The organism is Lactobacillus melliventris, assembly GCF_042679465.1.
GTDB classification, from domain to species: Bacteria; Bacillota; Bacilli; order Lactobacillales; family Lactobacillaceae; genus Lactobacillus; species Lactobacillus melliventris.
Genome location: NZ_JBHTMT010000005.1, coordinates 168,797 through 181,710, shown reverse-complemented (window position 1 = coordinate 181,710; position 12,914 = coordinate 168,797). Strand labels below are relative to the sequence as shown.

General features: G+C 37.4%; 10 protein-coding genes. All 10 read right to left on the bottom strand.

Features of this window, described 5'->3' with window-relative positions; translation table 11 throughout:
• Nucleotides 1–322: 322 nt before the first annotated feature.
• Nucleotides 323–841: a TetR/AcrR family transcriptional regulator gene (locus ACFQ32_RS07230; RefSeq protein WP_046325242.1), complete on the bottom strand. Its 519-nt coding sequence runs from the start codon at nucleotides 839–841 to the stop codon at nucleotides 323–325.
• Nucleotides 842–1,070: 229 nt separating this feature from the next.
• Complete coding sequence (locus ACFQ32_RS07225) at nucleotides 1,071–2,432, bottom strand: DEAD/DEAH box helicase (RefSeq protein ID WP_046325243.1); 1,362 nt, start codon at nucleotides 2,430–2,432, stop codon at nucleotides 1,071–1,073.
• Nucleotides 2,425–3,381, bottom strand: coding sequence for a DHH family phosphoesterase (locus ACFQ32_RS07220; RefSeq protein ID WP_046325244.1), 957 nt, complete (start codon nucleotides 3,379–3,381; stop codon nucleotides 2,425–2,427). The genes ACFQ32_RS07225 and ACFQ32_RS07220 overlap by 8 nt, the downstream gene beginning before the upstream one ends.
• Before the next feature lie 50 nt (nucleotides 3,382–3,431).
• Nucleotides 3,432–4,568, bottom strand: coding sequence for a DNA polymerase IV (gene dinB / locus ACFQ32_RS07215; RefSeq protein WP_046325245.1), 1,137 nt, complete (start codon nucleotides 4,566–4,568; stop codon nucleotides 3,432–3,434).
• Nucleotides 4,561–6,009 (bottom strand): glucose-6-phosphate dehydrogenase, encoded by a 1,449-nt coding sequence (zwf, locus tag ACFQ32_RS07210; protein WP_046325246.1) that lies wholly within the window; start codon nucleotides 6,007–6,009, stop codon nucleotides 4,561–4,563. Before zwf ends, dinB begins: the two co-directional genes overlap by 8 nt.
• Before the next feature lie 143 nt (nucleotides 6,010–6,152).
• Entirely contained in the window at nucleotides 6,153–6,638 is a 486-nt protein-coding gene (gene yajC, locus ACFQ32_RS07205; RefSeq protein WP_046325247.1) for a preprotein translocase subunit YajC, read from the bottom strand.
• A 71-nt stretch (nucleotides 6,639–6,709) separates the two neighbouring features.
• On the bottom strand, nucleotides 6,710–7,750 hold the full coding sequence (gene ruvB, locus ACFQ32_RS07200; protein ID WP_370567386.1) for a Holliday junction branch migration DNA helicase RuvB: 1,041 nt from the start codon (nucleotides 7,748–7,750) through the stop codon (nucleotides 6,710–6,712).
• A 17-nt stretch (nucleotides 7,751–7,767) separates the two neighbouring features.
• Entirely contained in the window at nucleotides 7,768–8,352 is a 585-nt protein-coding gene (ruvA, locus tag ACFQ32_RS07195; protein ID WP_046325249.1) for a Holliday junction branch migration protein RuvA, read from the bottom strand.
• Nucleotides 8,353–8,355: 3 nt separating this feature from the next.
• Nucleotides 8,356–10,239, bottom strand: a complete 1,884-nt coding sequence (gene mutL / locus ACFQ32_RS07190; RefSeq protein ID WP_046325250.1) for a DNA mismatch repair endonuclease MutL — start codon at nucleotides 10,237–10,239, stop codon at nucleotides 8,356–8,358.
• Between the two features lie 2 nt (nucleotides 10,240–10,241).
• Entirely contained in the window at nucleotides 10,242–12,824 is a 2,583-nt protein-coding gene (mutS, locus tag ACFQ32_RS07185; protein WP_143444034.1) for a DNA mismatch repair protein MutS, read from the bottom strand.
• Nucleotides 12,825–12,914 lie beyond the last annotated feature (90 nt).

Below are 12,914 nucleotides of genomic sequence, written 5' to 3'. Positions count from 1 at the left end.
CACATTTTTGCGAAAACATTGTTCAGTTTTCAAGGTACTACCTGCTGCTAAAGCAGCTTTTTTATTTTGCCAGATTCTTTTGCTTTTGTCAAGCACTTTTTTCTGACTTATTTTTGCCGTCTTACCGGACAGCGTTTATTATCTTACTAAAACAATTGACTTTTGTCAACTGCTTTTGCTTGATTTTTTTACGCTGTCTTCGTGCTCCCGCCTTGCGGCTCATTGCCCGACGACAGTTATTAATACTAGCAAGTATTTTTCTTTTTTGCAAGTCTTTTTTGCAAAAAATTATTATTACCAGTAAAACACTAGCAAAAGGGGCTTATTCAGTCCGTCTTATTGTTTGCTCTATATGTGTTAGTAACAAATGAATACTTTGATAAACATCCCTAATATCATGCCTGCATTCGTCAACAACCCAATTGAATATAATAGCGTATATTCCGTTTGCTACCAGTTCAACTTTACGCACCGAAAATGGTCCTCTAGGTCGCATATAATTCTCTATGGCTAAAGCATATTCTTTTCTTAACACGCGATAAAATAATGGCGGATCCTTGGCAATTCTGTGCAAATTGCCATAAAAAGTCTTATTTTCTTTAATTTTTTTCAACATGCGATAAAACATTCGATCCATTGATTCATTGCCCACACTGCGTAAGGCTCGTCTGGTTTGCAAAGTTAAGACTGAAGTAAATAAATCACAAATATTACTGTATCTTCTATAAAAAGCGCCACGGTTAATGTCTAATTTCTGACAAAATTTAGTAACAGTATACTTTTCCACGCTGTATCTTGATAGCTCAAAAACAAGAACTTCCTCAGTTTTTGTCAATTTCATTTTCATCGCTCCTACTTATGGTGCCATAAGTATAGCAATAATGGTTATGACAAGCAATACTTTCTTTGAAAATAATGGCGTTATTTTTAAAGACTAACAGTATTATTAAAACAAAATCCATTCTTTGTATTTTGCAAAGCAAAATAAAACGACTAATTTGGATTAAAACCAGAAATTAGTCGTTTGCATCAATCATTTGAATCAAACTAAATGTAGTTTATTTTTAGAATTAAGATTGATTGTTACGCTTCATTTTTCTTTGGCGCTTTGCCTTACGAATTTTACTACGTTGCTCAATTTTATTCTTTTGCGCCTTATCTAGTTGGATGGCACGTTTAATCTTTTTCTTATAGCCAGGCTTACGTTTCTTTTGGGCTTTCTTCACCAAGCCACGCATCTTATTATCAAGACTTTGAGAAGACGACTGCCTTGTTTTACGGCTATGATAATGTTTACGTGCTACTATAGCCCCATTTTTTATTTCCACAAAATCGAAATGGACTCCCATATTTTCTAATTTAAAAATCTGATCCATTTCTTCTTCACGAATTAGAGTAATGGCGTGGCCACTCATACCGTTGCGACCGGTTCGACCAATACGATGAATTACGAATTCTAATTCACGCGGAATTTCAAAGTTAATGACTAGACTAACACCTGCAATATCAATCCCCCGCGCGGCCAAGTCAGTGGCTACGACATATTGAAATTGTCCAGCTTCTACTTCTCTCATGGTTCTTTTTCGTTCACGTTCAGTAATGCCGCCATGAATTTTAGCAACTCTTAACCCTTGTTTAATAAGAAACTCAGTTAATTCATCTACCGTTTGCTTGGTATTAGCAAAAATAAGTGCTAAATAAGGCTGACCAATTGTTAGTAACTGATATAGTATTTTCTTTCGATTTTTAGATCCGACATCAAGTAAATCATTTTTTACTGTTGGCGAAATAACCGTGGGATTATCTACAATAATGGTTTCTGGTTTAGCCATATACTTGCGTAAAAAGTTAGCTAATTTAACAGGAATTGTGGCAGAAAAAGCTGTTAAAACACAATTTTGAGGCAATCTCTGCGCAATAAAGTCAATTTCACCCAAGAAACCCATATCTAAAGTCATGTCAGCTTCATCAATGACAAAATTTGTGACATAGTCTAATGGTAAAATCTTTTTGGCAACAAAATCATGAAGCCTACCAGGAGTAGCTATGATAATTTGTGGTTTGTGCCTACCTATTTTTTCAAGTTGGCGTTCCCGATCAGTGCCTCCTGCCAATTGGGCAACCGAAATATTTAATCCGGCAGCATCCCTTAATTGACGAGTCACTTGATATAATTGCTGAGCAAGTTCTCTGCTAGGAGTAGTCAAAATTGCTTGTGGATACGGCAGTTTTTCATTGATTTCATTCATTACAGGGATTAAGAAAGCATGAGTTTTACCCGATCCCGTAACTGCCTGTACTACAGCATTTTTGTGTGCCAGTAAAACAGGTATTACTTTTTCCTGCACCTCAGTCGGTTTAACAAAGTTTATTTTTTTCAGACCTTGTCTTAGTGCTGGACTTAACTTTTCGTTTTCAAAAATGTTATTCATGTTCCTCTTGATATTCCTTGGTTACTTGAACTAATTCCGCAAATATTTGCTTCACTTCAGCTATATCTTTAGCTTTAGCTCCACTTGCCAATGCGTGGCCACCACCATCATGTTTGGCTGCCAGTTCATTGATTACTGGGCCCTTTGAACGATAATGAACCCTATAAGTGCCGTCGGGCTTTTCCACAAAAACATTCCAGGCAATGATATCCTTAATTCTTCCAGGAGTAGAAACCGTGCATGAAGCTTGTTCTGAATTTACACCTAATTTATGCAGAGTATCTTGGGATAAAATCGCATAGGCTGCACCACAGGAATCAACTTTCATATATTCCAAAACTACGGCCTGTAATTTTGCCTGTTCAAAGGTAACGTCACTAATGTTGCGAGCAATTTCATTAATATTAATTCCAGTTGCTGCCAGTTTAGCAGCTATTTTAAAAGTGTGGTCCGTTGTTTCAGGATACATAAATCTGCCTGTATCACCAACAATACCAGCATAAAGCGGATAAGCCACTTCCGCAGTCAGCGGCATTTTTTCAGTAATAATGAAATCAGCAATAATCTGTGAAGCAGCAGGAGCGTGATCATCAACATAACTCATATCTGCATATGGTTCAACATCCGGATGATGGTCAATTTTAATCAGAAAATCACCCTTATTATATAATTTGTTAGAAATGCGGGCAGTATTTCCTGTATCAGTGGTGATTACCAAGGCTCCTTGATAATCCTTTTCAGTCACCTGATCCATACGATTGATCCAAGCCAGATCACCCTCATCATTTTCTCCAGCGCATAGGATCTTCTTACTTGGAAACTGCAGTTTTAAAGAACGTGCAAGTCCAGCCTGAGAGCCTAGAGCATCAGGGTCAGGACTGGTATGACGATGCAATATAATCGTGTCATATTGCGTAATTTTTTGGTATATCTCTGTAAAAGTACTCATATCTATTCTCCTTCTTAATTTTAGCGGTTTTACTTTAACAAAATTTTTTCTTATTGAGAAAATAATTCTAAATCCATATTTTCATAATCAGCCTCTGTAAAATCTGTAGCTGTTACCCCCAAAAGCCTGATACCATCATTTAAAAACGAGCTAGAAATGGGCTCAAAAAGATCTTTAGCTGCGTCATATAATTCTAATGGATTATTAGTAGCATGTTCAAGCTTGCGCCTTTTCGTAACAGTCTTAAAATTACTATTGCGAATTTTTAAAACAACCGTATTGGCATAAAAATTGCGTTCAATTAACTTGTCAGCTAAATCATTAACATAGTTGCGCAAATTGGTAAGAGCGGTCTGTTCATTGTATACACTGGGTTCATACGAGCGTTCAATCCCAATAGACTTGCGATTACGCTCATCATCAGGAATTACCCGCGACAAATCAATGCCATTTGCATGTTCCGCCATTAAATAACCCATGCGGTTGAAATGTTTTATTAAATCACGAACGTGCATTTTTTGCAACCCACGTCCCGTGTAGATACCCATTTCAGCTAACTTAGCTTGCGTCTTAGGCCCAATACCATGAAACTGAGCAATTTTTTGTACGGCTAAAAATTCTTTAGCTTCTTGGGGCAAAATAATAGTTCGACCAAAAGGCTTCGAATATTCGGAACCCATTTTTGCTAAAAATTTGTTATAGGTCACGCCGAAAGAACAATTTAAACCTATTTCTTTTTTTATTTTTACCTGCAGATCAATCGCGATTTGCAAAGCAGAAGTTAATCCCAGCTTATTTTCAGTAACATCTAAATATGCTTCATCCAGTGCAATAGACTGAACATTGTCAGTAATTTCATGCATCAACTGATGAATTTCAGCAGAAGCACTATGATACTTTTTAAAATCAGGGCTCTTAAATACCAGTTTATCCGGCGGTATGAGCTTTAAAGCCTTAATTGATGGCATAGCTGAATGGACGCCATACTGGCGAGCAATATAATTTGCCGTAGCAACAACGCCGTGGCCATGATAATTTCTGGGATCTTGACCAATTACCAGTGCCTTATCTTTTAGTTCAGGATGATCACGTGTTTCAACTGCAGCATAGAAAGCATCCATATCAAGGTGAATAATCTTTCTGTGAGTGTCATTTTGTGGTAAAAGGCCGTCATCAAAGTTACTCATAAATCCAGCGCTCGGTAGCTGATTCGAAAATTTTATTTGCTGATTTTGGACCCATTCTGTACGGCAAGTATTGTTCTGGCTCTTGACCATTTTCATTTTCTTTTTGCCATGTTTCTTCTACATGGTCAATAAATTTCCAATAATTCTTTAGTTCACTCCAATGAGTAAAGTTGGTTGAATCATTAACAAAAACATCATGCAGTAAACGCTCATAGCCATCTGGTACCTGTTTTTGGTCTTCACTTGTAAAGCCGTAGCTTAGATTTTCCCTGCGAATTCCGGGTTCATTAATTTTTTTACCATTAATAGTAATAAAAATTTGCATCTGTGGATCTATTATAATTGATATGTTGTTTGAATGAGCTTTACCGTATTGATTAGACATGTGTTTTAAAACAATATCAATCCTGTTTTTCTTTTCCCGCATTTCTTTGCCGGTCCTAAAATAAATTGGCAAATCAGCAAGAGGACCCTTTTTAAATTTAACCTCTCCAGCAACGAAAGTTTCTGTATTTGAATCGGCAGCAACATTTGGTTCTTGCCGATACCCAAAGGTAACATCACTACCCAAATATTGCCCCCGCACAAAATGACGCGCAATCTCGTCTTCTGTCGGAATTACCATACTGTCTAAAAGTTTTTGCTTAGCCTCGTGAATACTTTGCGAGGTTAAATCCTTTGGCTCCGGCATTGCCAGAAGGGTAATAATCTGAAAAATATGATTTTGCACCATATCACGTAAAGCGCCTGAAGTTTCATAATAGCCGCCACGAGCCTCGACTCCCAGCTGTTCTGCTAAAGTGACCTGAACATTTTTGATATTCTGATTATTCCATATATTTTTAATTAGAGGATTAGTTAACCTCATAGGCAGAATGTTTTGAATCATTTCTTTACCTAAATAATGATCAATCCTAAAAATATCATCCTCAGCAAAGGAAGCAGTAATCTGCTTATTTAATTCTTCTGCACTTGCCAGATCTCTTCCAAAGGGTTTTTCAACAACAATACGTTTAAAGCCGGTACTAGTCAAATGTTGATCTTTAATATGTTCAGCGATTGTGCCAAAGAACTTGGGAGCCATTGCCATATAAAAGATACGATTTCCCTGCGCACTATAACGATCATCTAATTCTTGTGCCAAATTCTTCAGAGTTTCATAGTGTTCAATGTTGGTTACATCGTGTGACTGATAATAAAAATGACTAGCAAAAGCAACTAAATCATTTTCGTTTACTTCAGCATGCGTTTCGTGCACAGCATCGCATATTTGCTGGCGTAAAAAATCATGTGACCATGGTCGCCGAGCCGTTGCAATTACGGCAAAATTATCGTGAATTAGGCCCTGTTCATATAAATTAAAAAGTGCAGGATACAGCTTTCTATGCGCTAAATCACCACTACCACCAAAGATAATCATAATTACTGGAATGTTATTCATGAAAAAATCCTTTCTCATACCTTTTTACACTAACATCATTTTATACTATTTTGCCGTTAAACTCGCGCTTTGAGCAATATTTACTTTTTAAGCTAAATAAATTTTACTAACAAAAAAGTGCCCCTAAGGCACTTAAGATTGTTTTAATTTTCTTTTGATCCATCAGCTGGAGTTTCATCAGCTGCATCAGCTGGTTTGGCTGCAGCTGGCTTTTCTGCAGGAGCAGCAGGTTTTTGCTCTTCTTTTGAAGCTTGAGCAGGTTCACTTTCTGCTGGCTTTTCAGCGTCATCAGAAGGTGATGGTGTTGGTGCAGGCTCAGCACTTGCCGTATTAGCTGGTAAAATTTGTTGTACAGCCATTCGACTAAATGTTAAGTAAATGCCATCAGCATCCAACACAACCGTTTTATCCTTGGTATTTACTGAATCGATTTTGCCGTGAAGACCGTCAATCATAATGACATTGTCACCTTTTTTCAATTGGTTCATCATTTCCATTTTCTTTTGTTGTTGCTTTTTTTGTGGCTTAATCATGATAAAGTACATAAAAGCAATCAAAACTACAAAAACTATGATTGTCCACATACTACTACCTGCACCATTTGCTTGTGCTAAAAATAAATTATTCACTTTTACACTCCTCAAATTAAAATTAATTATTGTCTAAATATTTATTATACAGAAAATAACGAACAATTGCATTACTTGTTTGGCAGCGGCAGGCCTAAATGAACATAAGCCTTCTCTGTCACCATTCTGCCTCTGGGTGTCATTAATAAAAACCCGTTTTGCATTAAATATGGTTCATAAAGGGATTCAATTGTCTCCACGTCCTCGCCAGTATTAGCAGCTAAAGTTCTAATACCTACTGGTCCACCATGATAATTTTCAATAATTACCCGTAAAATTTTGCGATCTGTTTGATTTAGTCCTTCTTCATCAACCTGCAATTGTTGAAGAGAACTTGCTGTGGTTGCAAAAGAAATTACTTTTTCTCCTTTCACCTGGGCAAAATCCCTTACTCGTCTTAATAGCCGATTAGCTACTCTGGGAGTTCCACGTGATCTGCGAGCTAATTCGTGTGCTGCCTGGGGTTCAATTTCAATATTGAAAACTTTGCTGGAACGAGAAATTATTTTTTCAAGTTCTTCAACCGTATAATATTGCAAATGCTCAACTATACCAAAGCGGTCACGTAAGGGAGCTGACAGCTGGCCAGCCAAAGTAGTAGCACCAACAAGCGTGAATGGGGGCAAGGGAACGTGAACGGCGTGAGTAGTTTGTCCTTCTCCAATTACAATATCAACATAATAATCTTCCATCGCTGAATACAGGACTTCTTCAATAGGCTTGGCAAGACGATGAATTTCATCTATAAATAAAATATCTCCAGGATCGAGATCAGTTAAAAGGGCAACCAAATCGCCCGCTTTTTCTATCGCCGGGCCACTTGTACTTTTTAAATGCACACCAAGTTCGTTAGCTATCACAAAAGCTAATGTTGTTTTACCCAGTCCAGGAGGGCCATACAATAACACATGGTCTAGAGCCTCATCCCTTTTTTGAGCAGCTTTAATATAAACTGCCATTTCTTTTTTAACGCGTTTTTGACCCAGGTACTCATTTAATGACTGGGGTCGTAAAGAAAACTCAGCTTGTTCTTCTTCTTGGCCTTGAACTTCTCCAGAAACAATATTATTTTTATCTTCTGTCACCTGTTTCACTTCCCTTTTAAATGTCATTTTCATTATAACAAGATTTACTTCTTTAAGAGAAGTGCCAATCCCTTTTTAATGTACTGATCCGCAGTTGTTTTTTCCTCTGCAATTAAAGCTGGTGTAATTCTATCTACTTCTTTTTTGGTATATCCTAACGCTAATAATGCTAATAATGCATCATTTAATTCAGGCGATACTTCTGCCGAAGCCGTCTTATTTGCGTTCTTAACAAAGCTTCCTAATTTACCTTTTAAATCCAACACAATTTGTGAAGCAGTCTTTTTACCAACGCCTGGAAAACGGGTTAAGTATTTTACTTCACCCTGTTCGATGGCTTTTGCTAATGAATTACTATCTTCAGCCGCCATGATGGCTAAAGCAGACTTGGGACCAATACCGCTTACACTTAGGAGCTTTAAAAACAGTCCCTTATCATCCTCAGTCTGAAAGCCATATAAAGTGATACCGGTATCCCGCACAATTTGTTCAATAAAAACGCGCGCCTTTTGTCCTTCTTGATAAGCATAAGGTGTGGGACTAAAAACTTTATAACCAATTCCATTTACATCAACTACTACAAAATCAGGTTTGATTGTGACAATAACACCCTGAAAGTATTCATACATATCTTATTTATTCCTCTTAAACATTTTGCGTAAATCACTTTGTCTGATGCGCACAATTACCAAATTCCCCTTAGCGTCATGATAAGGATCAGCAATTTGTCTCAGATTGGTCAAAATTGCACCACAATCAGCAGCCGTCAATTTTTTACGTCCCGAAACTTCTCGTTGAGCTTGATCGGCCGCTATTCTTTTAATTAAATTTTGAGAATTACTTTGATCAATATTTAAAAACAAGTCTAAAATCTTGCGAATAGAATGCTCAATATTTTGTTTCAACCAGGTGGGATATGATCTTAAAATAAAGGTATCTTGACCAAAATCTTCTAAAAAAATCCCAATTTTTTTGATGTCCTCCATTTTTTCTTTTATTTGCAAAAAATCCAGGTTGCCAAATTCTAAAATTAAAGGACTCAGCAATCCCTGCTGGTTGATTTTAGAGCTTGAAAGTTCACGGATGATTTTTTGAAAAGAAAGCAGTCTTCTGGCTGCAACCTGATCGATTAAGTATAAATCATCATTATTAGCAGCAATAATAAACATTGGGGTTTGACCAACAAAACTTAACTCGGGTAAGCTTGCTGCTAACACTTCATCACCGCTTGAAATAATCTCATTATTAGTATTTTTACTAGTAAAGGGTGTTAAACTGCATTGCTTGACAACATTATCATCCCATGTCGCAGTTATGAGATAATGTTCATCGTCTCGCGGAATATCCAAATTCACATACTGTGAATGCTGAATATGTTTGATTTCTGCTGGAGGCTGTTCATTAATTTCCGCAATTCCTGCATTTGGCCTTTTCGTTTCTACCACATTTTTGTTTAAATTAAACTTAAGTTGATCAACCAGTGTATCTTCTTTACTTGAATGTAAATTACTCAATGCATCAGATTTCACGTCATTTTTCAGAAGCACACTACTAATAGCACTGGTAATCAAGCGACTCAATTCTGTTTCTTTAGATAAGCGAACCTCCCGCTTTGTGGGGTGAACGTTGACATCAACCAATAAGGGGTCCGTCTTGATTTTAATAACTGCAATAGGGTAATGTTTGTCAGTAAGATTATTGCCATAACCAGCCATCACTGCACTTGCCAACTTAAAATTTCTAATGTAACGGCCATTAAGCAAAATAGAAATAAAATTACGAGTAGACCGCGTGAGTTCTGGCTTGGATATTAAACCACTCACTTCAAAATCATTATCACTACCTTTAAAAGGCAACATTCGTTCAGCAATATTGCGGCCATAAACACTTGATACCGTTTGGCGTAAATTATTATTACCAGCAGTTCTAAGCAGAATCCTTCCTTCGTTCATTAGAGTGAAGGCAATTTCTGGGTATCCTAATGCAAGACGATTAACAATATCTACTGTTTTCATAATCTCAGTCCTGGGACTGCGCAAATATTTTAATCGTGCCGGGGTATTATAGAATAAATCTTTGACCGTTATCTGAGTACCTTGTCTTGCTGCAGCATCTTCCTGCATTTTTTTAACACCAGCAGAAAATTCAGCACGCGTTCCTATTGCTCCAGAAGAATTAGTTAAAATTTCAACATGACTAACTGCAGCAATCGAAGCTAAAGCTTCTCCTCTAAAGCCTAAAGTACTGACATTAAACAAATCATGTTCACTTTTTATTTTGCTGGTAGCATGTCTAGTAAAAGCAAGATCAATTTGATTACTAGGGATCCCCGAGCCGTTATCTTGAACTACAATCTGTTTTAAACCAGCATCAATAAAATCTATTCTAATTCTGCTACTGCCAGCATCAATCGCATTCTCGACCAACTCTTTGACCACACTTGCCGGTCTTTCAATTACCTCCCCAGCTGCAATCTGATTAGACAGATTAACTGAAAGCTCATGTATTTGTGCCATGATTAGTTTTCATCCTTTAAATCTTCTTGCCAATTTTCCACCAGTTGCATCACTTGCAACGGTGTTTGATCTGCCAAATAAAGATTAGAAATTTCATCTAGGATATCTTTTTCTTTGTCAGTCAATTCACTGGCAGAATCTGACTCTGCACCAACTGGTAGTTCCTCGGCCGGCTCATTACTTGAGCTAAATAAATCAAGTTGTGTTGAAGCCGGTCCCAAATTACTACCTTGAGCTTCAAGTCTTTTAAGCAGCTTAGTAGCTTGGCGTAAAACCTTTCTCGGTAAACCAGCAAGTTGCGCAACATGGATGCCATAACTTTGATCTGCAGGTCCTGGTAAAATTTTATGGAGAAAAATCAGCTTGCCGTTTTCTTCAGTTGCTCCTACATGAATATTTTTCAAATGAGGTAAGGTCTGTTCCAAGGCTGTTAACTCGTGAAAATGTGTAGCAAATAAAACTTTGGCTCCAACTTCATCATGTAAATACTGCACAATAGCACCAGCTAGAGCCATGCCATCGTAAGTAGCTGTTCCCCGACCGATTTCATCAAATAAAACTAAGCTGCGTTTAGTGGCATGTTGTAAAGCATCATTTGCTTCAGTCATTTCGACCATAAACGTGCTTTGACCAGAAATCAGATCATCAGCTGCACCAATACGAGTAAAAATTTGATCAAAAATCGGCAAATCTGCACTATCGGCTGGTACAAATGATCCTATTTGAGCCATTACCGCAATAAGAGCCAGCTGCCTCATGTATGTACTTTTACCTGACATATTAGGACCTGTTATCAGAAAAATATCAGTATCTTCTGTTAACTTAACATCGTTTGGAATAAAGGAACCAGCTTTCATCACTTGTTCAACTACTGGGTGACGTCCTAATACTACCTTGACATCTTGATTATCGGTATGAAAATGAGGTCTGCAATAATTATTGTCTTCAGCCACCTGAGCAAAAGAGCAAAAGACATCAAGTTGAGCTACTTGTCCAGCCAACTTTTGTAATGCTGGAATATATTTTTTGACTTCTTCTCTTAATTTAACAAACAAATCGTATTCTAAATCTGTTGATTTGGTTTGTGCTTCTAAAATAAGATTTTCATGTTCTTTAAGTTCTGGGGTAATATAACGCTCTGCATTGGTCAAAGTTTGCTTACGCGTATACCGGTCAAGCGGAACCTTACTCTTATTTGAATTTGTAACTTGAATATAGTAACCAAAGACCTTGTTATAACCAACTTTTAAATTATCAATACCCGTTTGAGCACGTTCATTCTGCTCCATTCCAGTCAACCACTTTTTACCATTATTCATAGCATCCCGATAACGATCTAATTGACTATCAACACCATCCTTGATTAATCCTCCTTCGGTAGTCAGAACTGGAGGCTGATCAACAATAGTATCCGTAATCAATTTAGCAATTCCTTTTAAAGGATCAATTTGACTGGCAAAATTTTGCAAATTTTTATTTTCAGCCTTTTGCATTGCTGTCAAAATTGTTGGTACGGCATTAAGAGAATGAGCCAACTGTAATAACTCTCTGGCATTGACATTACCAAAAGCAATTCGCCCCGTTAAGCGTTCTAAGTCATAAACTCCCTTGAGAGCATCATTAATATTTTCCCGCGTAAAGTACTCATCAATTAACGCCTGTACCATCTCTTGGCGCCTGTTTAACTGTTCAACGGATAATAATGGTCGAGCAAGCCATTGTTTTAACAAGCGTCCACCCATTGCGGTATGTGTTTTATCAAGCACCCAAAAAAGTGAACCCATCTTCTTACCCGTTTTTGCAGATGCGATCAATTCTAAATTATCCCGCACAGTATGCGACATTTGTAAATATTGATTGACTTCATAGCTTTTAGCGACTTGTAAATGCGCTAAACTACGACGCTGAGTTTGTAATAAATATCCTACCAGCTGTTTTACAGCAGCTTTTTCAGCAGAGTTTGTCAGATCCTGTTCAGCAAAGGAAATCTCCGCATGTTTGCCAGTTAACTCTACCGGCTCTGATACAGTAATATTTGCTTTATGAAAAAAGTCATTATCCTGATCATTTAAATGACCATTGAAAACAACTTCCCGTGTGCGTAATGATAATAATTCATTTGAAACAGCTGCAAAGCTCTTCAAATGAGTGGCATAAATTTCACCAGTCGATAAATCGCTGTATGCCAATCCAAAACAACTTTTGGTAGTTACAACAGAGGTAAGATAATTCGACTCTTTGGCTTCACTGGGTTTGTCATTCATCAAGGTTCCGGGAGTCACAAGTTGGATAATACCACGTTTAACCATTCCTTTGGCCTTTTTCGGATCTTCAAGTTGTTCGCATAAAGCTACTTTATAACCCTTTTCAACCAGTGTATCTACATAAGATTGCACTGCCACGTGAGGTACTCCTGCCATAGGAACAGGGTTTTCGGCTTTGTTGGACCTGTGAGTCAAGGTTAATTCCAAAATTTGGGCACCCTTGATTGCATCGTCTTCAAATAATTCGTAAAAATCCCCCACCCGATAAAAAAGAAAGGCATCGGGATACTGCTTTTTAATTTGGTGATATTGCTCCATCATCGGAGTCAGGTTTGTTTGCGCCATTATTCTCCTTCTTTTCTGCATTACTGTTATTATTATACGCTAAACTATTCATTAAAAGAAAAAAGA